General features: G+C 70.7%; 21 protein-coding genes. 1 reads left to right on the forward strand and 20 read right to left on the reverse strand.

Annotated features, from left to right (window positions below):
• Positions 1-61 precede the first annotated feature (61 nt).
• The 11 genes from JOD65_RS21645 to JOD65_RS21695 all read right to left on the reverse strand — a co-directional run bounded on the left by JOD65_RS21645 (position 62) and on the right by JOD65_RS21695 (position 13,242).
• The gene (locus JOD65_RS21645) at positions 62-964 is read right to left on the reverse strand and encodes an exonuclease/endonuclease/phosphatase family protein (RefSeq protein WP_191194577.1); all 903 of its coding nucleotides are present in this window, start codon (positions 962-964) and stop codon (positions 62-64) included.
• Positions 965-1,032: 68 nt separating this feature from the next.
• Positions 1,033-2,166 carry an XdhC family protein gene (locus tag JOD65_RS21650; RefSeq protein WP_191194576.1) on the reverse strand — a complete coding sequence of 378 codons (1,134 nt, stop codon included), beginning with the start codon at positions 2,164-2,166 and terminating at the stop codon, positions 1,033-1,035.
• On the reverse strand, positions 2,159-3,286 hold the full coding sequence (locus JOD65_RS21655) for a vWA domain-containing protein (RefSeq protein ID WP_191194575.1): 1,128 nt from the start codon (positions 3,284-3,286) through the stop codon (positions 2,159-2,161). Before JOD65_RS21655 ends, JOD65_RS21650 begins: the two co-directional genes overlap by 8 nt.
• Positions 3,283-4,161, reverse strand: a complete 879-nt coding sequence (locus JOD65_RS21660; protein WP_372440139.1) for an AAA family ATPase — start codon at positions 4,159-4,161, stop codon at positions 3,283-3,285. Before JOD65_RS21660 ends, JOD65_RS21655 begins: the two co-directional genes overlap by 4 nt.
• Positions 4,162-4,200: 39 nt before the next feature.
• Positions 4,201-4,746, reverse strand: coding sequence for a nucleotidyltransferase family protein (locus JOD65_RS21665; protein WP_191194574.1), 546 nt, complete (start codon positions 4,744-4,746; stop codon positions 4,201-4,203).
• A 19-nt stretch (positions 4,747-4,765) separates the two neighbouring features.
• Positions 4,766-5,098: a cupin domain-containing protein gene (locus JOD65_RS21670; protein ID WP_191194573.1), complete on the reverse strand. Its 333-nt coding sequence runs from the start codon at positions 5,096-5,098 to the stop codon at positions 4,766-4,768.
• 39 nt (positions 5,099-5,137) lie between these two features.
• Positions 5,138-5,866: a respiratory nitrate reductase subunit gamma gene (gene narI, locus JOD65_RS21675; RefSeq protein ID WP_191194572.1), complete on the reverse strand. Its 729-nt coding sequence runs from the start codon at positions 5,864-5,866 to the stop codon at positions 5,138-5,140.
• On the reverse strand, positions 5,863-6,564 hold the full coding sequence (gene narJ, locus JOD65_RS24155) for a nitrate reductase molybdenum cofactor assembly chaperone (protein ID WP_191194571.1): 702 nt from the start codon (positions 6,562-6,564) through the stop codon (positions 5,863-5,865). The genes narI and narJ overlap by 4 nt, the downstream gene beginning before the upstream one ends.
• Positions 6,561-8,216, reverse strand: a complete 1,656-nt coding sequence (narH, locus tag JOD65_RS21685) for a nitrate reductase subunit beta (RefSeq protein ID WP_191194570.1) — start codon at positions 8,214-8,216, stop codon at positions 6,561-6,563. Before narH ends, narJ begins: the two co-directional genes overlap by 4 nt.
• 21 nt (positions 8,217-8,237) lie before the next feature.
• A complete protein-coding gene (locus JOD65_RS21690; protein ID WP_204811331.1) occupies positions 8,238-11,939 on the reverse strand; it encodes a nitrate reductase subunit alpha in 3,702 nt (1,233 codons plus the stop codon).
• A 46-nt stretch (positions 11,940-11,985) separates the two neighbouring features.
• The gene (locus tag JOD65_RS21695; RefSeq protein ID WP_204811333.1) at positions 11,986-13,242 is read right to left on the reverse strand and encodes an MFS transporter; all 1,257 of its coding nucleotides are present in this window, start codon (positions 13,240-13,242) and stop codon (positions 11,986-11,988) included.
• A 103-nt stretch (positions 13,243-13,345) separates the two neighbouring features.
• Between JOD65_RS21695 and JOD65_RS21700 the strand changes: the two genes are divergently transcribed.
• A complete protein-coding gene (locus tag JOD65_RS21700) occupies positions 13,346-13,990 on the forward strand; it encodes a helix-turn-helix transcriptional regulator (RefSeq protein WP_191194569.1) in 645 nt (214 codons plus the stop codon).
• Here JOD65_RS21700 and JOD65_RS21705 read toward each other — a convergent pair.
• The 9 genes from JOD65_RS21705 to JOD65_RS21745 all read right to left on the reverse strand — a co-directional run bounded on the left by JOD65_RS21705 (position 13,960) and on the right by JOD65_RS21745 (position 23,246).
• Positions 13,960-14,472, reverse strand: a complete 513-nt coding sequence (locus JOD65_RS21705) for a hypothetical protein (protein WP_191194568.1) — start codon at positions 14,470-14,472, stop codon at positions 13,960-13,962. The genes JOD65_RS21700 and JOD65_RS21705 overlap by 31 nt on opposite strands.
• Before the next feature lie 89 nt (positions 14,473-14,561).
• Positions 14,562-15,281, reverse strand: a complete 720-nt coding sequence (locus tag JOD65_RS21710) for a hypothetical protein (protein ID WP_191194567.1) — start codon at positions 15,279-15,281, stop codon at positions 14,562-14,564.
• Positions 15,282-15,312: 31 nt separating this feature from the next.
• On the reverse strand, positions 15,313-16,122 hold the full coding sequence (locus JOD65_RS21715) for an ABC transporter permease (RefSeq protein WP_191194566.1): 810 nt from the start codon (positions 16,120-16,122) through the stop codon (positions 15,313-15,315).
• Positions 16,123-16,138: 16 nt separating this feature from the next.
• Positions 16,139-17,017, reverse strand: a complete 879-nt coding sequence (locus tag JOD65_RS21720) for an ABC transporter permease (RefSeq protein ID WP_191194565.1) — start codon at positions 17,015-17,017, stop codon at positions 16,139-16,141.
• A gap of 3 nt (positions 17,018-17,020) precedes the next feature.
• A complete protein-coding gene (locus JOD65_RS21725; protein WP_191194564.1) occupies positions 17,021-18,238 on the reverse strand; it encodes an ABC transporter substrate-binding protein in 1,218 nt (405 codons plus the stop codon).
• Entirely contained in the window at positions 18,235-19,296 is a 1,062-nt protein-coding gene (locus JOD65_RS21730) for an ABC transporter ATP-binding protein (protein WP_191194563.1), read from the reverse strand. Before JOD65_RS21730 ends, JOD65_RS21725 begins: the two co-directional genes overlap by 4 nt.
• A 227-nt stretch (positions 19,297-19,523) precedes the next feature.
• Positions 19,524-21,152: a chaperonin GroEL gene (gene groL, locus JOD65_RS21735; protein WP_191194562.1), complete on the reverse strand. Its 1,629-nt coding sequence runs from the start codon at positions 21,150-21,152 to the stop codon at positions 19,524-19,526.
• A 250-nt stretch (positions 21,153-21,402) separates the two neighbouring features.
• Positions 21,403-22,872: a pilus assembly protein TadG-related protein gene (locus JOD65_RS21740; protein WP_191194561.1), complete on the reverse strand. Its 1,470-nt coding sequence runs from the start codon at positions 22,870-22,872 to the stop codon at positions 21,403-21,405.
• Entirely contained in the window at positions 22,869-23,246 is a 378-nt protein-coding gene (locus tag JOD65_RS21745) for a TadE/TadG family type IV pilus assembly protein (protein WP_191194560.1), read from the reverse strand. The genes JOD65_RS21740 and JOD65_RS21745 overlap by 4 nt, the downstream gene beginning before the upstream one ends.
• Positions 23,247-23,413 lie beyond the last annotated feature (167 nt).

Below are 23,413 nucleotides of genomic sequence, written 5' to 3' on the forward strand. Positions count from 1 at the left end.
CGAGTGTGATGGACGCAACAGGGAATCTGCCCGGAGGTCGGTCGAGGGATCGCCCGAGGGATCAGCGCACGCGCTCGAAGGTGGCGACGACGCCGGGGTGGTCGGTGACCAGGTGCCGGTAGGAGTGGAAGGAGTGGATCCGGAAGTCGGAGTCGCGCTCACCCATCACGTAGTCGATCCCCGAGCCCCGACGGTGCTTGTCGGCGGAGTAGTTGGTCTCCAGCCGGAGAGGCTTGGTGATCCGTCCCTTCACGAGGTGGTCGCCCGTGTCCCGGTTCGCCGTGACGTTGCAGTCGCACATCGCGACGAACTGGTGCGCGTCGGGCGTGTCCTCCTTGATCGAGCGGATCCTGCTGGCCATCCGCCACATGGCCTCCACGCCGCGACGGTTGGCGTAGTTGGGGCCACCCGAGCGGCGGTTGTGGAGGTGGTTGGGCAGGTGGAAGCTCACGGCGCGGATCGTGTGGCCGGTCTTCCGGTGCCGGAGCACCGCCGCCACGCCGTACTGGTCGTGGGCGATCCGACCGGAGTAGCGCCGCCAGGTCGTGCCGGTCAGGAGGGGCGCCCAGGTCTTCTCGACCTCCCAGACCTTCTTGTCGAAGGCGATCGGGTTGTCGTCGGTGCCGGTCGGGCCCTTCGGCATCAGCAGGGTCCACGACTTAGGCAGGGCGGCGCGCAGCGCCGGGCGGCTGAAGAGCCGCTCCTGGAACCCGATGACCGAGGCGTCGCCGTCCAGCACCTGCGCGATGTCGTGACGCATGCCGGCGACCCGCATCCCCTTCTTGAGGTTGAGCGTCGCGACGCCGAACTTCGCACCGGAGGCGAACGCCGCCGGTGTCCGCTCCTGCTGGCGCGCCTGTGCCGGCGAGCCGGCGACCGCCAGGCCGGTGAACAGCAGGAGCACCGCGACGAGGGCGGCGGTCGGGCGGGCGAGGACACGGGGCGGCACGGGGAGCAAAAACATCCCGGAGACCATAAGTGAGGCCCATGCGACGGGCCAATTCGTCGTCGTGGTAGAGCGCCGCCCGCGGGTCAGTCGTCGTGGTGGATGCGGCCCTGCGTCGCGGCCAGCCGCTCCCCCGAACCGCCCCACTGGCGGGCCACGATCTCCGCCGCGATCGAGACGGCGGTCTCCTCCGGGGTGCGCGCGCCGAGGTCGAGCCCGATCGGTGAGGAGAGGAGGGACAGCTCGGCCTCACCCAGCCCTGCTTCGACGAGCCGGGCCAGCCGCTCGTCGTGCGTACGACGCGAGCCCATGGCGCCGATGTAGCCGGGGCGCACGTCCTCGTCGAGGCGCAGCGCGACCTCGAGGAGCGGCACGTCGAACTTCGGGTCGTGGGTCAGGACCGCCAGGACCGTCCGCCGGTCGATGCGACCGGCGGCGAGCTCGGCCTGCAGGTAGCGGTGCGGCCAGTCGACGACCACCTCGTCGGCTCCCGGGAAGCGTGAGGTCGTGGCGAAGACGGGACGGGCGTCGCACACCGTGACGTGGTAGCCGAGGAAGGAGCCGACCTTGGCGACGGCTGCCGCGAAGTCGATGGCCCCGAAGACCAGCATCCGCGGCTTGGGGGCGAAGCCCCACACGAAGACACGCATGCCCTCGCCGCGCCGCTCGCCGTCCGGGCCGTAGGTCAGGGTGGCGTTGGTGCCCGCCGCGAGCAGGCCGAGGGCGTCGTCGTGCACCGCGGCGTCGGCCCGCGGGGAGCCGAGGCTCCCGTCCGCGGCAACGTGCGGCCGCACCACCAGGCGGCGCCCGACCCACGAGGGGTCCGGGTGCTCGATCACCGTCGCCAGGGCCACCGGCCGACCGGCCTCGATGTCGGCGGCCACCTCCCCCAGCTGCGGGAACGTCTCGCGCGACACCTGCTCGACGAAGACGTCGAGGATGCCGCCGCAGGTGAGCCCGACCGCGAAGGCGTCGTCGTCCGAGACCCCGTAGCGCTCCAGCACCGGCTCGCCCGACGCGACCACGGTCTGCGCGAGGTCGTAGACGGCGCCCTCGACGCAGCCTCCCGACACCGAGCCCACCGCCGACTCGTCGGGGCCGACCAGCATGGACGCGCCGGCGGGGCGCGGGGCGGAGCGGAAGGTCGCCACGACCGTGCCGACGCCGATCGTCTCGCCGGCCTCCCACCACTGCATCAGCTCGGGCAGCACGTCACGCACGCGCGATCACCTCCGTGAGGTCGGCGAAGGTCGCCAGGGAGTGCCCGGCGAGGAAGTCGTCGCAGTGGGGCAAGGCCGCCACGACTCCGCCCTGCAGCGGCTCGTAGCCCGCCTTGCCGCGGTGCGGGTTCACCCACACGACCCGGTGGGCGACCCGCTGCAGCCGCGCCATCTGCTCCCCGAGGAGCCCCGCGTCCCCACGCTCCCAGCCGTCGCTGAAGACCACGACCACGGCACCGCGGGCCATCCCGCGCTGGCCCCACCGGTCGAGGAACACCCGGAGCGTCTCGCCGAGCCGGGTGCCACCGGACCAGTCCGGCACCACCTCGCCGGCGGCGACGATGGCGCGGTCGGCGTCCGGGGTCCCGAAGGCCCGGGTCACGTGGGTAAGCCGGGTGCCGACGGTGAAGGTCTCGACGGTGCCGCCCGACGCCCGGGCGGACCGGGTCAGGCGGTGGGCCAGGCGCAGCAGTGCGTCGGCGTACGGCGTCATGGAGCCGCTGACGTCGACCAGCAGCACCACGCGGCGCGGGCGGGTGCCGCGACGCCGCCAGGCGATCTCGCCGGGCTCGCCGAGGTGGCGCAGCGAGTTGCGCAGGGTGCGCGACGCGTCGAGCTCGCCGCGGTGCCAGCGGCGGTGCCGCGCCGTACGACGAACCGGCGGGTGCAGCGACAGCCGAAGGAACATCCCCGCGAGTCGCCGCTTCTCCGCCGCGTCGAGCGTGGCGACGTCGCGGTGCTGGAGGACCTCCGCCTCCGACGCCATCGCGCGGACCACGTCCTCCTCCTCGGTCTCGCCCGCTCCGCCGGTCCCCTCGGCCTCGGGGAGCAGGTGCGCGGTCGAGGCGCGCGAGGCCTCGCGCTGCTGGGCACGCGGCAACCCGTCGCGGGGGTCGAACCACGCCGCGAAGACCTGGTCGTGGCGGGCGAGGTCGTCGGGCGACCCGCAGAGCGTGGCCCGGCCGGCCCAGTAGGTCGCCTGCCGGTCGTCGGCCCCGACGGTCGCCACCGCCGCCAGGAAGCCGTGGGCCCGGTCCTGGGTGACCGGCACGCCGGCGGCCCGGAGCGCGCGGGTGAAGCCGAGGAACACCTCGTCGGCGTCATGGAGGGTGGTGGTCATCGCGAGAGCATCCGGTCGAGCGCGGCTCGCACCCGGTCGGCGTCCTCGCGGTACTTCAGCAGGGCGCCGAGGGTCATGGCCGCCGACGCCAGGTCGAGGTCGGCGGTGCCGAGGTAGGTGAGGGCGCGGGCCCAGTCGAGGGTCTCGGCGACGCCGGGCGGCTTGAGCAGGTCGTCGCGCTGCCGGAGCTGCTGCACGACCTCGACGACCTGGCGGGCCAGCGCGTCGCTGACCTCCGGCGCCCGGGAGCGGACGATCTCCACCTCCCGCTCGAGGCCCGGGTGGTCGATCCAGTGGTAGAGGCACCGCCGCTTGAGGGCGTCGTGCAGCTCACGGGTGCGGTTGGACGTCAGCACCACCAGCGGCGGCTCCGGGGCGGTGACCGTGCCGAACTCGGGGATGGTCACCTGCCAGGTCGACAGGACCTCCAGCAGGAACGCCTCGAACTCGTCGTCGGCGCGGTCGACCTCGTCGACGAGCAGCACGGCCGGCGCCTGCCGCAGCGCGGCGAGGACGGGTCGCGCGAGCAGGAAGCGCTCGTCGTACAGGCTCTTCTCGGCCTCGTCGGGGTCGACCTCGCCGCCGGCCTCCAGCGCCCGCAGGTGCAGGATCTGGCGCGGGAAGTCCCAGTCGTAGAGGGCCTGGCTGGCGTCGATGCCCTCGTAGCACTGCAGCCGGACGAGCGGCACCTCCAGGCTCTGGGCGAGCGCCTCGGCCAGGGCCGTCTTGCCGGTGCCGGGCTCCCCCTCGAGCAGCAGCGGACGCTGCATCCGCGCGGCGAGGAACACGACGGTCGCCAGCTCGTCGTCGGAGAGGTAGCCGGTCGCGCCCAGCCGGGCGGCGACGTCGGCGGCGGAGTCCATCCCGTGCAGCATGCGGTCAGGCTACGACCCCCACGTTGGTGGGACGTTGGGTCAGCGGTGGTCGACGTCGACGCCGGTCGCCAGGTCGCCGCACTCGACCAGGTCGACGTCGTGCGTCGCGAGGTAGTCCCGCGCCCCGCGGTCACCCGTCGCGGAGGCCACGACGCCCGCCCAGTGGTCGCGGCCGAGGAGCACGGGGTGCCCCGGCACGCCGTCGTACGCCGCCCGCGCGAGGTCGCCGCGTCCTCGCGAGGCGTCGAGCACGCGGCCCACGACGGCGGCGTCGACGTCGGGCAGGTCGACCAGCGAGACGAGCACGGAGTCGTGGTCGGTGCGGGCGAGCGCCTCGAGGCCCGCGCGCAGGGAGGCACCCATCCCCTCGGCCCAGTCGTCGGCGCGGATCCGCGAGACCGACATCGGCAGCAGCGCGGACGCCCGCCGGGCTTCGGCCCCCAGCACGACGACGATCTCCTCACACGGCCGCAACGCCTGCACCGCGCGCAGCAGCCACGACGTGCCGTCGTCGTCGCGCGCCAGCGCCTTGGGCCCGCCGAACCGTCGTCCCTCGCCGGCGGCGAGCAGCAGTCCGACGGTCATGCCCCAACCGTAGGGGCACTCAGGAGCGGGTCGCGACCGTGAGCAGCACGACCGCGTCGGTGTCGGCGTGCAGGTCGTGGCGGTGCGGCGGGATCACGAGGTAGTCGCCCTCGCGCCCCTCCCACACCTCGTCGCCTGCCGTCAGTCGGACCGTGCCGACGAGGACCTGGAGGCTCGCGTCGCCGGGCGACTCGTGCTCGCCCAGCGACCGCCCGCCGGCCAGGGCGATGAGGGTCTGGCGCAGGTCGTGCTCGTGGCCGCCGAAGACGGTGACCGAGGCGCGGCCGCTGCTCGCCGCGCGTGCCGCCTCGAGCTGCTCGCGGGCCAGGTCGGTGAGGGATGTCTTCTGCATGGTTCCTCCGGTCGTCGGTGGTCGGCTCGGGCGCACGTCTCAGCCCACCCGGTCCCAGCCGCGCCGCGGGGCCGCGTTGCCCAGCGGCCGGTCGTCACGGGAGCGGTAGACGATGTAGGGCCGCGTGAGGTAGCCGATCGGCGCTGAGAAGACGTGGACCAGCCGGGTGAAGGGCCACAGCGCGAAGAGGCCGAAGGCGACCAGCGCGTGCAGCTTGAAGCCCATCGGGGCCTCGGCCATCAGGTCGGCGTCGGGCTGGAAGGCCAGGAACGAGCGGTACCAGACCGAGACGCCCTCCCGGTAGTTGTACTCCCCGCCGACGCTGAGGATGGAGCCGGCGATGGTGTTCCACATGCCCAGCACGATCGCAGCGCCGAGGAAGACGTACATCACCTTGTCCATCGGCGTGGTGGCCGAGAAGACGGGGCCCACCGTGCGCCGGCGGTAGACGAGGATCGCCATGCCCACCAGCGCCATCACGCCCGCGATCAGGCCGCCGATGACGGCGACGTAGTGGTAGAGGTGGTCGTCGATCCCGACCGCCTCGGTCCACGAGCGCGGGACGAGCAACCCGATCACGTGCCCGCCGACCACGCCGAGCATGCCGAAGTGGAACAGCGGCGAGCCGAGCCGCAGCAGCCGGTCCTCGTAGAGCTGCGACGACCGCGTGGTCCAGCCGAACTTGTCGTAGCGGTAGCGCCACACGTGCCCGACGACGAACACCGCGAGGCACAGGTAGGGGACGATGACCCAGAGGAAGACGTTCACCGTGGAGCTCCTACGGGGATGGTGGCGGACGAGATGAGGGCGGGACCGGACGCGAGGGCGGGGTCGGCGGCGTAGCCCGCGAGGCCGACCTGCTCGGCCGGCGGCCCCTGCTCGACGAGACGACGTACGGCGTCGGCCTCGGTCCCGGCGAGCTCGGGGAGCGTGTCGCACAGGGCCACCAGCGCGGCGGCCCACGGCGACCCGGTGGTGCCGTCGTCGTTGCGCCAGCCGGTGAGCGCGAGGCGCAGCATCTCCACACCGGCGCGGTGCTCGAGGAGCAGCGACCGGGCGATGTCGGGGTCGACCGTCGCGCCGAACTGCAGCACCGCGCAGAGGTGGTCAGGAAGCTCGCCGAGGTCGTCGTCCCACTCGACCCCGCCCCGCCGGTAGGCGTCCTTGAAGTGCACGAGCGCGGCTCCTCGCCGGCGGGTGTCGCCGTAGGCGAAGTAGGTCAGGTAGAGCGCGCACTTCCTGGTGTGGTCGAAGGTGGCGACGTAGTCCTGCTGGAGCTGCGCCAGCGGCGTGCGCCGCACGTGGTCGAGGAGCGGCGTCAGGTGCGGGTGGCCGGGCACCAGGGCCGCGAGGTCGCCGAGGGAGGCGAGCAGCTGCTCGGTGGGGTAGTCGAGGAGCGCCGAGCAGACCGCCCACGTGCGCACGGCCTCGGTGTCGGGCCGGGCCGGTCGGCGGCGGAGCCTCACGAGCCCGCTCCGTCGTCGCGCGGCGGGAAGAGCCCGTCGGGCGTCCCCTTGCCGTCCCAGTTGAGGAGGTTGACCCGCGAGGCCTTGTCGTCCGGAGCGGCCAGCGAGTCGGAGGTCTGGCGGTCCTGCAGCATCCGGAAGTTCTCCACTGCGACCGGCGTCGGGTAGCCCGAGCCCTCGCCGAACAGGTCCTGCTGCCCACCCCCGTAGTCGCTCACCGGGCAGTCCGTGGCGAGCTCCTCCAGCGCGTGGGCCTGCTCGGCGTGGGCCGCCGGGATGACGTAGCGCTCGGCGTACTTCGCGATCGCGAGCAGCCGGAACATGTCGTACATCTGCTCCCCCGTCATCCCGACCGCTGCGGGGATCGACTCGTCGGGGTCGCGGCCGAGGTTGATGTCACGCATGTAGGACCGCATCGCGGCGAGCTTCCTCAGGACGCGGTCGACAGGTGCGGTGTCACCGGCCGTGAAGAGGTTGGCGAGGTACTCCACCGGGATCCGCAGCGTGTCGATGGCAGCGAACAGGTTGCCCCGGTCCTCGGCGTCCTCGCCGGTGTCGCGGACCACGTCGACCACCGGCGACAGCGGCGGGATGTACCAGACCATCGGCATCGTGCGGTACTCCGGGTGCAGCGGCAGGGCCACCTCGTAGGTGTTGATCAGCGCCCACACCGGGGACTTCCTGGCCGCCTCGATCCAGTCGCCGGGGATCCCGGCCTGCTCCGCGGCCCGCTGCACATCGGGGTCGTGGGGGTCGAGGAAGCAGGCGCGCTGGGCGTCGTACAACGCGTGCTCGTCCTCGATGCTCGCCGCCTCGAGCACCTTGTCGGCGTCGTAGAGCACGAGGCCGATGTAGCGCAGCCGACCCACGCACGTCTCCGAGCAGACGGTCGGGATGCCGACCTCGACGCGGGGGTAGCAGAACGTGCACTTCTCGGCCTTGCCGGTCTTGTGGTTGAAGTAGACCTTCTTGTAGGGGCATCCCGAGACGCACATCCGCCAGCCGCGGCAGCGGTCCTGGTCGACCAGGACGATGCCGTCCTCCTCGCGCTTGTAGATCGCGCCGCTGGGGCACGACGCGGCGCACGACGGGTTCAGGCAGTGCTCGCAGATGCGGGGCAGGTAGAACATGAAGGTCTGCTCGAACTCGAGCCTCACCTTGTCCTCGATGCCCTTGAGCATCACGTCGCGGGCGGCGTGCTCCTGGGACCCGCCGAGGTCGTCGTCCCAGTTGGCCGACCACTCGACGTTCATGTCCTTGCCCGAGATCAGGCTCTTGGGCCGGGCGACCGGGAAGGTGTCGGTCTGCGGCGAGCTCGTCAGCGTCTCGTAGTCGTAGGTCCACGGCTCGTAGTAGTCGTCGATCGACGGCAGCTTGGGGTTCGAGAAGATGCTGAGCAGCTTCTTGACCCGCCCACCGGCCCGCAGCGCCAGGCGCCCGTTGGGCTTGCGGACCCAGCCGCCCTGCCACTCGTCCTGGTCCTCGTACGTCCGGGGATAGCCAAGGCCCGGCCGGGTCTCGACGTTGTTGAACCAGACGTACTCCGTGCCGGTCCGGTTGGTCCAGGCCTGCTTGCAGGTCACCGAGCAGGTGTGGCACCCGATGCACTTGTCGAGGTTCATCACCATGGCCATCTGAGCCATCACGCGCATGTCAGTGTCTCCTCTTCCGGCTCAGTACTCGACCGGTGCGGTCCGCTTGCGGATCATCGTCACTTCGTCACGGTTGTTGCCGATCGGTCCGATGTAGTTGAAGAAGTACGCCAGCTGCGCGTAGCCGCCGACGATGTGGTTCGGCTTGAGCAGGATGCGGGTCAGGCTGTTGTGGATGCCGCCCCGCTTGCGGTCCCGCTCGGTGAGGGGTACGTCGATGAGCCGGTCCTGCGCGTGGTGCATGTAGACCGTGCCCTCGGGCATCCGGTGGCTCACGATGGCCCGGGCCGCGACGACGCCGTTGCGGTTGACCATCTCGATCCAGTCGTTGTCCTTGATCCCGACCTTCACCGCGTCGCGGTCGGACATCCAGACGGACTGCCCACCGCGGGACAGCGAGAGCATGAACAGGTTGTCCTGGTACTCCGAGTGGATCGACCACTTGTTGTGCGGGGTGAGGTAGCGGACCGAGACGCCGAGCTCGTTCTGCTCCCCGATCGGCGCCTCCCCGAAGAGCTCGGTCATGTTGAGCGGCGGTCGGTAGACGGGCAGCATCTCGCCCATCCCCAGGAACCAGTCGTGGTCGACGTAGAACTGCTGGCGACCGGTCAGGGTGTGGAACGGCTTCTTGCGCTCGATGTTGATGGTGAACGGGCTGTAGCGCCGCCCGCCAGACTCCGAGCCCGACCACTCCGGCGAGGTGATCACCGGCACCGGCGCCACCTGGGTGTCGGCGAAGGTGATCTGCTTACCCTCGTGCTCGGCGGCGAGGTCGGCGAGCTCGGTGCCGGTGCGCTTCTCGAGGAAGCGGAAGCCCTGCGTGGCCAGGTGGCCGTTGGAGACTCCGGCGAGGTGGAGGATCGCGTCGGCCATCTGCACGTCGGTCTCGACCTTGGGCTGGCCGTCCCCCGCACCCCCGTGGACCACGCCGTTGCGCGTGCGGAGGATGTCGACCTCACGCTTGACGTCGTACGCGACGCCCTTGGTGAGCATCCCGACCTTCTCCAGGAGCGGGCCGATCGAGGTCATCTTCTCGAAGACCGCGGTGTAGTCGCGCTCGGCGACCGCGATGACCGGCATCGTCCTGCCGGGCACCGGGTCGACCTCGCCGAGCTTCCAGTCCTTGACCACCCCGTGCTCGGTCGCCATCGCCTCCGGGGTGTCGTGCCACAACGGCTTGGCGATGACGTCCTTGCGGGTGCCGAGGTGGTCGACCGCGAGCTCGCTGAACCTCTTCGCGATCACCTTCCAGGCGTCCCAGTCGGACTTGGTCTGCCACGGCGGCGCGATCGCCGGGTTGAAGGAGTGGACGAACGGGTGCATGTCGGTGGTCGAGAGGTCGTGCTTCTCGTACCAGGTCGCGGCGGGCAGCACGACGTCGCTGAAGATCGTCGACGACGTCATCCGGAAGTCGATCGTCATCAGCAGGTCGAGCCGGCCCTCGGCCGCCTTCTCCGCCCACACGACGTCGCGTGGCCGCTTGTCCGGCGGCGCCTCCACGGCCGTGGCGGCCGAGTCGGTGCCGAGCAGGTGGCGCAGGAAGTACTCGTTGCCCTTCGCCGACGAGCCGAGCAGGTTCGATCGCCACAGCGACAGCACCCTCGGGTGGTTGTCCTCGTGCTCCGGATCCTCGACGGCGAACCGCAGCCGGCCCGCCTTCAGCTCCGCGGCGACGTACGCCGGCGCCTCCTGGCCGGCCGCCTCCGCGTCGTCGGCCAGCTGCAGGCTGCTGCGGTCGAAGGTCGGGTACGACGGTGACCACCCGAGCCGCACCGACTGCGCCAGCAGGTCCATCACCGTCCTCCCGGTGAAGACGCCGGTGCCGGAGTCGAGGTCGTCGGCGCTGAAGGTGTCGTAGCGGTACTGCGAGGTGTTCACGTACCAGTAGGCGGTCTGGTTCATGTGGCGCGGCGGGCGGTGCCAGTCCAGCGCGAAGGCCATGTGCTGGAAGCCCATGATCGGGCGGATCTTCTCCTGCCCGACGTAGTGAGCCCAGCCCCCACCGTTGCGGCCCTGCGTGCCGGTGATCGTCGTGAGCAGCAGGATGGCGCGGTAGATCTGGTCGGAGTGGAACCAGTGGTTGACGCCCGCCCCGAGCAGGATCATGCCGCGGCCCTCGGTGTCGATCGCGTTCTGCGCCCACTCCCGCGCCAGCCGGACGACCTGGGCGGCGGGCACCCCGGTGTGCTGCTCCTGCCACGCGGGCGTCGCCGGCACGGCCGGGTCGTCGTAGCCGCGAGCGTCGGACTCGCTCGCGCGCGGCCAGGTGCCGGGCAGGCCCGCCCGCTCGACGCCGTACTGGGCGAGCAGCAGGTCCAGCACGGTGGTCACGACGCGGTCGCCGACCCGCGCCACCGGCACGCCGCGGCGCTCGTGGACGACCTTGCCGTCGGCGGCGTCGAAGCGCGGCAGGTCGACCTCGACGGCCTCGCGGGTGCCGCCCTGGTGGTCGCGGTACATGCTGAGCGCGGGGTCGATGTCACCGAGCTCCAGGTTCCACCTCCCCATGCCCTCGTCGCCGAAGCGGTCGCCGATCGACCCGTGCGGGATGCGGACCTCGCCGGTGGCGGCGTCGATGACGGCCGGCTTCCACATGGCGTTCTCGCTCGTCCCGCCGAGGTCGCCCTCGACGAGGAACTTGCCGGGACGGTGCGCGCCGTCCGCGGTCGGCTCCAGGCAGACCAGGTGCGGCAGGTCGGTGAACTGCTTGGTGTAGGACTCGAAGAACGGCGTGCTCGCGTCGGCGAAGAACTCCTTGAGCACGACGTGACCCATGGCCATCGCGAGCGCGCCGTCGGTGCCGGGCGCGGGACTCACCCACTCGTCGGCGAACTTCACGCTCTCGGCGTAGTCGGGTGCGACGGCCACGACCTTCTGCCCGCGGTAGCGCGCCTCTGTCATCCAGTGCGCGTCAGGGGTGCGCGTCGTCGGGACGTTCGAGCCCCACATCATCAGGTAGCCGGCGTCCCACCAGTCGCCCGACTCCGGCACGTCGGTCTGGTCGCCGAACATCTGCGGCGACGCGTTGGGCAGGTCGGCGTACCAGTCGTAGAACGACAGCATCGGCGCGCCGATGAGCTCGAGGAAGCGCGCGCCGGAGGCGTACGACACCGGCGACATCGCCGGGATCGGGGAGAAGCCCGCGATCCGGTCCGGGCCCCAGCGCTTGACCGTGTAGACGTGCGCGGCGGCGACGATCTCGGCCACCTCGTCCCACGACGCGCGCACGAGACCGCCCTTGCCGCGCGCCTTCTTGTAGGCCCGCGCCTTCTCCTCGTCCTGCACGATCGAGCCCCATGCGACCACGGGGTCGCCGTGCTGCTGCTTGGCCGCGCGGAACATCTCGAGCAGCACGCCCCGGACGTAGGGGTAGCGCACCCGGGTGGGGCTGTAGGTGTACCAGCTGAAGGCCGCGCCACGCGGGCAGCCGCGGGGCTCGTACTCCGGACGGTCGGGCCCGGCGCTCGGGTAGTCGGTCTGCTGCGCCTCCCAGGTGATGATGCCGTCCTTGACGTAGACCTTCCACGAGCACGACCCGGTGCAGTTGACGCCGTGCGTGGAGCGCACCACCTTGTCGTGGCTCCAGCGGTCGCGGTAGAACGCGTCGCCCTGACGCCCCCCGTGCTTGTGCAGCGTGCGGTCGTCGTCGCTGACCTCCGCCTTGGTGAAGAAGCGCCGCCCGCCGATCAGGGCCTTCTGCAGCGGGTTCTCGAGGTCGGTCACGGGGCGCCCTTTCGGTGGGGAGATCGGGGTCGAGAGGTCGGTCGGGTCAGGCGGCGACCGTTGCGGCCGAGGCGGCGGCGGTGCGTCGTACGACGACCAGGGTCAGCACGAGCGTGAGTCCCGCGGTGACGGCGAGCAGCCACAGACCGACGGCGTAGGACTCGGTCTGTCCGTAGAGCCAGCCCATGAGCAGCGGCGGCACGAAGCCGCCGAGCCCGCCGGCGGCGCCGACCAGTCCGGTCACTCCGCCCACCCGGGCGGGCTCGGTGCTGTGGGCGATCAGCGCGAACGTCGCACCGGACCCGGCCCCCAGGGCAGCGGCCATCACCAGGAACGCGCCGGTGCCGAGGGTGAGGTTGCTGCCGTCGGCCGAGGTCACCGGCGGGTTCTGGGCGGCGATCGCGGCGCACGCCGTCACGACGGCGAACGACGTGGACAGCACGGGGATCGATCCCAGCCGATCCGACAGCCACCCGCCGATCGGGCGCATCACGACCGCCACCACGACGAACCCGGCCATCCGGTTCGCCGCGTCCGCCGGCTCCAGGCCGTGGGCGGTCTTCAGGTAGGTCGGCAGGAAGACCGAGAACGCGACGTAGCCGCCGAACGCCACCGCGTAGAGCACGCAGGCCTGCCACGTGATCGGCAGGCGCGCGTTGGCCGCGAGGCGGGTGCCGAGGCTCGTCGTCGGTGCGACGCGGCCGGGTGCGTCGCGCATCACCAGCCAGGCGACGACGGCGTACACCGCGAGGACCGCGGCGGTGATCAGGAAGGGCGCGGTGCGGCCGAGGTTCTCCGACAGCGGGACGGTGGTCAGGGCGCTGATCGCGGTGCCACCCATGCCCGCGCCGAAGATGCCGACGGCGAGGCCACGTTTCTCGGGCGGGAACCACGCGTTGACGAAGGGGACACCGACGGCGAAGGCCGTGCCGGCGATCCCCAGGAAGAACCCGCCGAACAGCATGAGCGAGTAGGAGTCGAGCGCGAAGAAGGCCAGGAACAGGACGGGCACGATCGTCGCGCCGGAGACGATCGGGAACATCACCCGGCCGCCGAACCGGTCGGTGAGCGCGCCCACGATGATCCGGCCGAGCGAGCCCACCAGCACCGGCACGGCGACCATCAGGGCCACCTCCGACTGGCTGAGCAGGCCGAGGGGGCTGTCCGCTCCCTGCTTCAGGTAGAGGGCGCCGAGCGGGCTGATGAGAGCCCAGGCCCAGAAGTTCACGGCGAAGCCCAGCGTGGCCAGGGCGAGCATCAGCCACGGGTTGCCGGTGGTGCGGGGTGCAGTCGTCGTACTCATCGCGTGCTCCTGGTGAGCGGAGGAATCAACCCTGCGAAGTTATTACGATGTGCCCGTGAAAAATATCCGTAGTTCGTCCGGGCTCGCAAGGGGTCGCAGCGCAGTGCTGCGCGCTCTGCTGGACCAGCCGGACCCGGTCGGCATCGACGCGCTGGCCCAGGCGACGGCGCGCCACCCCAACACCGTGCGCGAACAGGTCAACTGGCTCGTCGCCCACGGGTACGTCACGCGCGTGCGTCAGCCGCACGAGGGCCGGGGCCGACCGGCCTGGCTCTACCAGGCGCGCGGGCCGCGCCCCGGCGACGGCGACTACGTCGAGCTCGCGGCCGCCCTCGCGTGGCGCCTGCAGGACGCCTCCCCCGACACCCACGCCGAGGCGCTCGCGGCCGGACGACGCTGGGGGTCGGACCTCGTCGCGCGCAGGGGTGCGACCGTCGCGCCGTCTCCCGAGACCGCGCGCCGATGGACCGTCGAGCTGCTCGACGAGCTCGGCTACGCCCCCGCGCCGGACGAGGAGGACCGGGACGTCGTCCTCCACAGGTGCCCGCTGCTGCAGGCGGCGTACCGCTTCCCGGACGTCGTGTGCAGCGTCCACCTCGGCATGGTGCAGAGCGCCCTCGAGGCCAACGGGGCCAGCTCCGAGGGGTCGGAGCTGCGTCCCTTCAGCGCTCCGGGCCAGTGCTTCCTCCGGCTGGGAGCCCGACCCGACCTCCCGGCTCAGCCTTCGGCGGGGAACGCCTCGGCGTAGAGCGCCCGGAGCTCGGGGGTGGTCTCCGCGGTGAAGCCGCACAGGGTGACCCGGTCACCGTCGGCGCTCACGAGGTAGGTCTGCCCCTCCTGGAAGTCGACCGCCATCAGGAGGTCCTCGAGGGCCTTGCTCGGCGCCTCGACCGTCACGGTCGACGCGTCGCCGCCGGCGTACCACTGGTCCACCTCGAGCGTCGCGGCGCCGCCGTCGACGGAGGTGACGGTGCCCTCGAAGGCCGTGTCGAAGGTCGACAGCACTTCTGCGGACGGCATCGCGCACTTGCCCGCGGTGGAGCCGTCGGCGGTCAGGACGACGGGCTCGTCGGAGGCGGACGCACTCGGGCTCGGGCTCTCGCTAGCGGTCGGGTCGGTGGTGGCAGCAGGGTCGTCCTCGGACCCGCAGCCGGACAGCACGACGACGAGGGCCGCCGCAACGACGGGAAGCAGGCGGGCCGTGCGGCGCGGGGTGGTGTGTCGGCTCATGGCGGGCATCCCTTCATGGAAACGGGCGGAGTCCTCCGCCCCCTCATCGGGTCAGACGGGGCGGGGTGTGCTCGGGTTCCGCTGCGGCGTCACCGCGGCGTCTCGATGTCGTCGTCCTCCTCGACGCGCCTCTTCAGCCGGCCGATGCCCGGGATCTTGCCGAGGATCTCGTTGAGCTCGCGCGAGACGTTGAGCAGCTCGTGGAGGTCGGGTGCCACGGAGCCGAGGGTCGTGAGGACCGGGAGCACGTCGCGCTCGACCTGGTCGGTCAACGCAGGAAGGTGGTCGACGAGCCTCACGAGCGCGGCGACCTCGTCGGGGTGGGTGGTGTCGGCCAGGGTCTTGAGGGTCGGCTGGAGCTTGGTCAGCGACGGCTCGAGGGCGTCGAGCAGGCCGCCGGCCCGGCCCGCCTGGACGGCCGCGCCGTCCACCACGGTGCTCACGCGGTCGATCTCGGTGGCCGCAGCGGCAACGACGGTGCCGACCCGGGTGACCTCACCGGTGGCCGCGTCCACGACCCCGCCCACCTTTGCGACCTCGACGGTTGCCGCGTCCACGACCGTGCCCACCCGCTCGACCTGCACGGTCGCGGCGTCCACCACCGCGCCGACCCGGGCGACCTCGGCGGTCGCAGCGTCGACGACTCCTCCGACCCGGTCCACCGTCGCGGAGGCACGCTCGATCAGCACCTCGGCCCGGTCGAGCAGAGCCAGCGCACGCGGGACCGCTCCGAGGAGCGCCTCGACCTGGTCGCTCCCCCGTTCGAGGGCCGACATCAGGTCACGGGGGCCGGGCACGGGCAGGCGCATGGCCCATTCCTACCAGTGGGGCCCGCGCGGCCTACCGGGCGGCGGCGACCGACTCGTCGGTCCCGGCGAGCTTCTGCGACAGCCAGATCGGGATGATCGACAGCACGATGAGCGCCGCCGCGACCACGTTGACGACCGGCGCCTGGTTGGGCCGGAACAGGTTCTGGTAGATCCAGATCGGCAGCGTCTGGATGCCCTGCCCAGCGGTGAAGGTCGTCACGATGATCTCGTCGAAGGACAGCGCGAAGGACAGCAGCGCACCCGCCAGCAGTGCCGAGCGCATCATCGGGAGCGTGATCGACCAGAAGGTCCTGAACGTCCCGGCGCCGAGGTCCATCGAGGCCTCCTCGAGGTTGCCGCCGAGCCGGCGGAGGCGGGCGATGGCGTTGTTGAAGACCGTGACGATGCAGAACGTCGCGTGGGAGACCACCAGGGTCAGCATGCCCAGCTCGATGCCGAACATCGTCAGGAACGCGTTGGCCAGTGCGATGCCCGTCACCACGCCGGGCAGGGCGATGGGCAGGATGATCAGCAGGGAGATGGTGTCGCGGCCGAAGAAGCGGAACCGCTGCAGCGCCAGCGCCGCCATCGTGCCCAGCACGAGCGCGATCGCGGTGGCCACGAGCGCCACCTCGACCGAGACCACGATGGCGTTCCGTGCGCCCTCGCTGTCCCAGGCCGCCGACCACCATTGCGTGGTGTAGCCCGGCGGCGGCCACTCGAAGGTCCTCGAGGTGTTGAACGAGTTCAGCACGACGAGCGCCAGCGGCACGTGGATGAAGAGCAGCACGAGGCCGGTCAACGCCAGCAGCACGCCCCGGGTCGCCCTGGAGAAGCTCATCGTCCACCTCGAGCGCTCATAGGGAGTCCAGCGCCCCTGTCCGGCGCACCGCTCCCAGGTAGACCAGCATCGTCACCACCGGGATGGTCGCGACGGCGGCCGCGAACGGCAGGTTGTTGCCGGTGAGGAACGAGTCGTACACGACGTTGCCGAGCATCTGGTTGGCCCCGCCGACGATCTCGACCGCGATGTAGTCGCCGAGGGTCAGCGAGAAGGTGAAGATCGAACCGGCGACCGCGGCCGGGAGGAGCACCGGCAGCACCACACGGCGCATGGTCGTGCGGGTGGTCGCGCCGAGGTCGGCTGAGGCCTCGATCAGCGAGTCCGGCAGCCGCTCGAGACCGGCGTACATCGGCAGGATCATGTAGGGCAGCCACAGGTAGGACAGGGTCACCACCGTGGCGGTCAGGCCGTAACCGGGCGAGAGCCCGAGGTCGTCGAGCGGCCCCCCGCTGGCGAACATGCCGCGCCAGGCGTACGCCTTGACGAGGTACGACGCCCACAGCGGGGTCAGCACGGCGATGACGAGCGCGCGCTGGAGACGGGGCGAGGCGACCTTGGCCATGTAGAGCGCGATGGGGAAGGCCAGCAGCGCGTCGATCACCGTCACCGTCACCGCGATCAGCAGCGTGCGGATGGTGATCGTGCGGTACACGTCGATGGTGAACAGGTCGCGGTAGTTGTCGAGGTTCCAGACCCGCTCGATGTTGCCGCCGAAGGCGTCGACGGTCCACAGCGACGTGATGAACAGCGCCGCCAGCGAGCCGAGGTAGAGCACGCCGAGCCAGAGCATCGGCGGGCCCAGCAGCAACCCCAGCCGCAGCCGGGGGCGGCGGTGCAGCAACCCCCACCGGGGCGATGCCGCACCGCCCCCCGGCAGCGGCTGTGACGTCATGCGTCAGCCCTTGATCTCGGTCCAGGCCTGGGTCCAGTCCTGGTACGTCGTGCACGACACGTCCGTGCGGCCGTCCAGGCACTCCTCGATCGGGGTCGTCCAGTACTGGATCTGCTCGGCGTAGGCCTCGTCGCCCGCGTGATAGGTCTCGCAGAACCCCTTGCTGGTCAGGTCGCACGCCTTCTCGTTGGCCGGGGCCTCACCGAACCACTCGGCGACGGCCGCGTTGGCCTCGGGGCTGATGATGTGGTTCATCCAGCCGTACGCGCAGTTCGGGCTCTCGGTCGACGCCTGCACCATCCAGGTGTCCGACCAACCGGTCGCTCCTTCCTCCGGGAGGATCGCCTCGACGGGGGCCTTCTCGTCCTTGGCCAGGTTCGCGATCACCTGCCACGTCGTGCCGACGACGGAGTCGCCGGTCTTGAAGGACTGGATCTCCTTCAGGTAGTCCGACCAGTACTCCCCGACGTTCTCGCGCTGCTTCTTGAGCAGGTCGACGGCAGCGGCGAGCTGCTCCTCGTCGAGCGAGTAAGGGTTCTCGATGCCGAGGTCGGGCTGCGTCTCCATCAGGTAGAGGGCGGCGTCGGCGATGTAGATCGGCGAGTCGTAGGCAGTGACCTTGCCGGAGTACGACGACGCGTCGTCGAAGACCGCGCTCCAGCTCGTCGGCGCGGGGGTGACGACGTCGGTGTTGTACATCAGGAGGTTGGCGCCGTAGCCGTGCGGGACGCCGTACATCTGGCCGCCGACGGAGTTCCAATCACGATCCTTCAGGAACGGCCAGACGTCGGCGTAGTTCGGGATGAGGTCGGTGTTGACCGGGGCCACGTCACCGCCGGCGATGAGTCGCAGGGACGCGTCGCCCGAGGCGGACACCACGTCGTACTGACCCGACTTCATCAGGTTCACCGCCTCGTCGGAGGTGCCGAAGTACTTGACGTCGACCTGGCAGCCCGTCTCCTCCTCGAAGGGGGTCACCCAGTCGACGGACTTGTCCGTGGAGCCGTCCTCCGCGTAGCCGGGCCAGGCCAGCACGCTGAGGCTGTCCTCGTAGTCACCGACCTGGTCGGCCATCGGGACGTCGGGGGCGGTGAAGCCCCCCTGTGCCTCGGTCCCGGTGGCGCCGCCGTCGTCCTCGTCGTCGCCGGAGGACGTGCCGCAGCCGGTGAGCGCGAGCGCGAACGCCGCGACCGCCGCGGCGAGCCTGGTGGTCTGCTTCATGACTTCTCCTTCTTCTCAGGCTGGCGCGCCTGCTCTGTGTGGCCCGAGAGGTCGATGACGTGCTCTTCGGCCCAGCCGACGGTGACCTGCTGGCCCCGGCGGCTCATCGCCTGGTCCGTGCTGTCCCGGAGGTTCTGCTCCAGCACCGTGAGGGTCGGGCCGGCGTCGAGCTCGACGAGGTAGTGGTTGACCGAGCCGAGGTAGACGACGTCGGCCACGGTTCCTCTGGCGGTCGTGTAGCCGGACTCGACGTCGGAGTCGAGGTGGATCTTCTCGGGGCGGATGCTGAACGTGCCCTCCCGTCCGAGCACGGCCGGCGCTGCCTCGCCGGTGAGCAGGTTGGAGGTGCCCACGAAGCCCGCCACGAAGGCGGTGCTGGGGTTCTCGTAGAGCTCCGCGGGGCTCGCGACCTGCTCGATGCGACCGTCGCTGAAGACGGCGATCCGGTCGCTCATCGTCAGCGCCTCCTCCTGGTCGTGCGTCACGAACACGAAGGTGATGCCGACCTCTCGCTGCAGCTGCTTGAGCTCGAGCTGCATCGCCCGGCGGAGCTTGAGGTCCAGGGCGCCGAGCGGCTCGTCCAGCAGCAGCACCTTGGGCCGGTTGACCAGCGCCCTCGCGAGCGCCACGCGCTGGCGCTGGCCTCCGGAGAGCTGGGTCGGTCGGCGCCGGGCGAGCTGCCCCAGCTGCACGGACTCGAGTGCCGCCATGGCGCGGTCCCGACGCTGCGACGCGGGCACCTTCTTCACCCTCAGGCCGTACTCGACGTTGTCGAGGACGTCCATGTGGGGGAACAGGGCGTAGTCCTGGAACACCGTGTTGACGTCACGGGCGAACGGCGGACGCGCGGTGACGTCGTCGCCGTCGAGCATCACCCTCCCGGCACTTGGCTGCTCGAAGCCGGCGATCATCCGCAGCACGGTGGTCTTGCCGGAGCCGCTCGGCCCGAGCATGGAGAAGAACTCGCCGTTCTCGATGCGCAGGTCGAGGTCGTCCACGGCCGTGACGCTGCCGAAGGACTTGGTGAGGCCGACAAGCTCGACGGCCGGAGTGCTCATGCAGCCTCCTCCCCACGCTCGGGGCGACGGAATGCGTTGCGAAACTCAGAGTAGGACTTCCGATCCCGCACTGAACATCATCAACCGGTCACGATTCGGCGCAGGAAAACGAGGCCGGTGGTCCATACCAGGACGCGGTCCGGCGAGCCCGGACACGCAGCAGGGCCCCCGCCGGAGGCGGGGGCCCTGCTGGTGGTGCTGGTGGAGCGGCGGTTCCGATCAGACGATCAGAAGTCCATGCCGCCCATGCCGCCCATGTCGCCGCCGGGCATGGCCGACGCCTTCTCGGGCTTGTCGGCCACGACGGCCTCGGTGGTGAGGAACAGCGCGGCGATCGACGCGGCGTTCTGCAGGGCCGAGCGGGTGACCTTGGCCGGGTCGATGATGCCCTCGGCGATCATGTCGACGTAGTCGCCGGTGGCGGCGTTGAGGCCGTGGCCCGCCTCCAGGTTGGCGACCTTCTCCGCGACGACGCCGCCCTCGAGACCGGCGTTGATGGCGATCTGCTTGAGGGGTGCGGAGGTCGCGACGCGAACGATGTTGGCGCCGGTCGCCTCGTCACCCGACAGGTCGAGCTTGTCGAACGCGGTGGCAGCAGCCTGGACGAGCGCCACGCCGCCGCCGGCGACGATGCCCTCCTCGACCGCAGCCTTGGCGTTGCGGACGGCGTCCTCGATGCGGTGCTTGCGCTCCTTGAGCTCGACCTCGGTGGCCGCGCCGACCTTGATGACGGCCACGCCGCCGGCCAGCTTGGCGAGGCGCTCCTGGAGCTTCTCGCGGTCGTAGTCGGAGTCCGACTTCTCGATCTCGGCGCGGATCTGGTTGACCCGGCCCTCGATCTGGCCCTGGTCGCCGGCACCCTCGACGATGGTGGTCTCGTCCTTGGTGATGACGACCTTGCGGGCCTGGCCGAGCAGCTCGATGCCGGCCGACTCGAGCTTGAGGCCGACCTCCTCGGAGATGACCTGGCCGCCGGTGAGGATCGCGATGTCCTGCAGCATGGCCTTGCGGCGGTCACCGAAGCCCGGCGCCTTGACGGCGACGGAGCGGAAGGTGCCCTTGATCTTGTTGACGACCAGGGTCGACAGCGCCTCGCCGTCGACGTCCTCGGCGATGATCAGCAGCGGCTTGCCGGACTGCATGACCTTCTCCAGCAGCGGGAGCAGGTCCTTGACCGTCGACACCTTGGAGTTGGCGATGAGGACGTAGGGGTCCTCCAGCACGGCCTCCATGCGCTCGAGGTCGGTGGCGAAGTAGGCCGAGATGTAGCCCTTGTCGAACCGCATGCCCTCGGTCAGCTCGAGGTCCAGCCCGAAGGTGTTGGACTCCTCGACGGTGATGACGCCTTCCTTGCCGACCTTGTCCATCGCCTCGGCGATGATCTCGCCGACGGTGGTGTCAGCGGCGGAGATCGAGGCGGTGGAGGCGATCTGCTCCTTGGTCTCGACGTCCTTGGCCATGGCGAGCAGCTGCTCGGACACGGCGGCGACGGCGGCCTCGATGCCGCGCTTGAGACCCATCGGGTTGGCGCCGGCCGCGACGTTGCGCAGGCCCTCGCGGACCATGGCCTGGGCCAGGACAGTGGCCGTCGTCGTGCCGTCACCGGCGACGTCGTCGGTCTTCTTGGCGACCTCCTTGACCAGCTCGGCGCCGATCTTCTCGTAGGGGTCCTCCAGCTCGATCTCCTTGGCGATCGAGACACCGTCGTTGGTGATGGTGGGGGCGCCCCACTTCTTCTCCAGGACGACGTTGCGGCCCTTGGGGCCGAGGGTGACCTTGACCGCGTCGGCGAGGGTGTTCATACCCCGCTCGAGGCCGCGGCGGGCCTCCTCGTTGAAAGCAATCAGCTTGGCCATATCGCGTGCGATTCCTATCGACGTGAGTCTGTGTGTCGGCTCCAGGCGGGCTGCCCGCGACGGACGATCCCGCTCGGCCGGCGATCCATTCCCGCCGGCGTCGGGGACCTCAGCGTCACCTGGGTCGTTGTCACTCTCGTGATGAGAGTGCCAACGTCATGTTTAGCACTCGCACCCCGAGAGTGCAAACGTCAGCGGGCGCCAGAACGGCGCGCGCCCCGCGGGGCACGCGCCGTTCCAGCCCCATGGCCTACGGCATCTCGATGAGCTTGATGCTCTCTGTCACCGCGTTGATCGCGGTGGCGAAGATCGGACCGAGCTCCGACCCGCTTGCAGCGCAGTAGTAGTAGTCGCCGTCCTTGTTCTCCGCGGTCCGCTCCGCGGTGGTGGAGCAGTCGCTCTCCGCCTTGCTCGGGGCGCCACCGGGACCGGGCGACGCCGCGGCCGCCAGGTAGTCCCGCACCCACGGGGAGCGCGGCGTGCGGGTGCCCGGCTTCTCGCACGAGGCCGACCTGGCGTCCCCGAAGCCGATGACCAGCACCATGACACCCCGCTCCTTGGCCTGTCTGGCCACGTCCGTCAGGTTCTCGCAGCCCTTCTTCCCCTTGCCGTTGCCGTAGGTGTTGCGGCCGGCACCCAGGTCGCCGGCGCTGGTCATCGACGTGCTCCCCTCCTCGAGCAGCTCGTCGGGCTGACCGTCTGTCTCGAAGATCAGCACCCTCTTCGGCGTGCCGGGGCGTTTCGGCAGCGAGGCGAGGTTGTTGGGGTCCAGGCCCAGCAGGTAGCGCGCGGCACCCTTGAAGGCGGAGGCGAGGTGGGTGCCGTAGCTCCCCGTCGACAACCCCGGCACCGCGCCGTTGGGCATGCACTTCACGCCGCGCACCAGCTTGCTGCTCGAGCTGATCGGCGAGTCCCGGTTGGCCCGGTAGTCGTTGGTGAAGTCGATGGCGATCCACTTGCCGCCCTTGGCGCCGTCGGAGGACGTGGTGGCCGCCGTGGCGCAGGTCGACGTCGCCTTGCTCTTGTGCATCGCACCGAACGCGACGTAGTGGAGCGTCGGGTCCATCACGCCGAGGCTGTCGACGATCGCTGCTTGCATGTCCTCCCGGTCGTCGTCGGCCATGCTGGTGGTGCGGTCAGCCATGAAGACGACGTCCATCGGGTTCGGCAGGGTCTCCCCACACGAGCCCCGGCACGCCGCGGACGACACCGATCCGGTCGAGCCCTTCTTCCGGCCGACGACGGGCGCGAAGTCGAAGTCGACGTCCTTGGAGTCGCTGACCCGGATCGTGTTGCACCGAGCAGTGGCCGGGCACGGGATCGAGCAGATCCTGTTGTTGCACCGCACCTGGGCGGTCGAGTAGCTCCCGGGATCGCACGTCGCCGGGATCTGCCCGGCCGCCACCTGTCTGCTGGTGCCGGTGGAGGCCACGACGCAGAAGAGCTCGGTGTCGGGCGTCATGTCCGGGTCCTGGGTCTTGGCCATCGTGACGGCCCACGCCTTGGCGTTGGGTCCGCTCGCCGGGAGCTCGAAGGCCCCGGCGTGCGCGGCCGAATCGACATGGTCGTGCAGCTTCTGCCGCTCCATGGCGAGGGACGAGATGTCCACGGCGAGAGCGGCGCAGGCGAAGATGACGATCGCGAGCAGCACGACGAGGACGGCAACGGCTCCCGTCTCGTCCCTCTCCTGCCGTGCGCGCGCCGCCAGCGCGCGCCTCACTCGATCCTCATCTGGCTGGTCTTGGAGAGACTCAGGCTCGACGACAGGACCTTGCCCATCGGCGTCAGCCATGCGTGCTGGTAGGTCGTCGTCACGACGGCGACCCCGCCCGAGGTGTGGTTGGCGTCCCACGACCCGCAGGTGCCCCCCAGCGGCGTCTGGCACGAGACGGTGACGGTGACCTTCCCCTTCAGGTCGGAGAGCGAGTCGTTGACGACCTGGCTGACCTGGCTGCTGCTGGCGCTGAGGCTGGCCGCTCGTACACCTTCGCGAGTGGCGTTGTTGAGGACCGTGTAGCGGTTGATCGCAAACCCGAGGTCGATGATCGAGAACAGGACCGCCAGCAGGAGTGGCACGACAAGTGCGAACTCCACAGCTGACGCCCCGCGATCCTCGCGTGGGCGTGAAAAGGGCATGACTATTTCCTCCCGCAGGTGCGACGCGTGAGATCGCTCCCGGCGCCGCGAAGGTTGTGACGGTGATCCGGCACGGATGACGGATCACCGGCCCTGCCCGCACCCCCCAGCGCAGGCAAGACAAG

Origin of the sequence: Nocardioides cavernae (assembly GCF_016907475.1) — a bacterium.
GTDB classification, from domain to species: Bacteria; Actinomycetota; Actinomycetes; order Propionibacteriales; family Nocardioidaceae; genus Nocardioides; species Nocardioides cavernae.

What these genes read in the sequence shown, in the direction of transcription:
- groL (WP_191194562.1), bottom strand. Translation starts at nt 21,152, where the DNA reads ATGGCCAAGCTGATTGCTTTCAACGAGGAGGCCCGCCGCGGCCTCGAG.
- JOD65_RS21730 (WP_191194563.1), bottom strand. Translation starts at nt 19,296, where the DNA reads ATGAGCACTCCGGCCGTCGAGCTTGTCGGCCTCACCAAGTCCTTCGGC.
- JOD65_RS21645 (WP_191194577.1), bottom strand. Translation starts at nt 964, where the DNA reads ATGTTTTTGCTCCCCGTGCCGCCCCGTGTCCTCGCCCGCCCGACCGCC.
- JOD65_RS21720 (WP_191194565.1), bottom strand. Translation starts at nt 17,017, where the DNA reads ATGACGTCACAGCCGCTGCCGGGGGGCGGTGCGGCATCGCCCCGGTGG.
- JOD65_RS21665 (WP_191194574.1), bottom strand. Translation starts at nt 4,746, where the DNA reads ATGACCGTCGGACTGCTGCTCGCCGCCGGCGAGGGACGACGGTTCGGC.
- narH (WP_191194570.1), bottom strand. Translation starts at nt 8,216, where the DNA reads ATGCGCGTGATGGCTCAGATGGCCATGGTGATGAACCTCGACAAGTGC.
- JOD65_RS21705 (WP_191194568.1), bottom strand. Translation starts at nt 14,472, where the DNA reads ATGAGCCGACACACCACCCCGCGCCGCACGGCCCGCCTGCTTCCCGTC.
- JOD65_RS21655 (WP_191194575.1), bottom strand. Translation starts at nt 3,286, where the DNA reads ATGACCACCACCCTCCATGACGCCGACGAGGTGTTCCTCGGCTTCACC.
- JOD65_RS21695 (WP_204811333.1), bottom strand. Translation starts at nt 13,242, where the DNA reads ATGAGTACGACGACTGCACCCCGCACCACCGGCAACCCGTGGCTGATG.
- JOD65_RS21725 (WP_191194564.1), bottom strand. Translation starts at nt 18,238, where the DNA reads ATGAAGCAGACCACCAGGCTCGCCGCGGCGGTCGCGGCGTTCGCGCTC.
- JOD65_RS21710 (WP_191194567.1), bottom strand. Translation starts at nt 15,281, where the DNA reads ATGCGCCTGCCCGTGCCCGGCCCCCGTGACCTGATGTCGGCCCTCGAA.
- JOD65_RS21660 (WP_372440139.1), bottom strand. Translation starts at nt 4,161, where the DNA reads ATGCTGCACGGGATGGACTCCGCCGCCGACGTCGCCGCCCGGCTGGGC.
- JOD65_RS21670 (WP_191194573.1), bottom strand. Translation starts at nt 5,098, where the DNA reads ATGCAGAAGACATCCCTCACCGACCTGGCCCGCGAGCAGCTCGAGGCG.
- JOD65_RS21715 (WP_191194566.1), bottom strand. Translation starts at nt 16,122, where the DNA reads ATGAGCTTCTCCAGGGCGACCCGGGGCGTGCTGCTGGCGTTGACCGGC.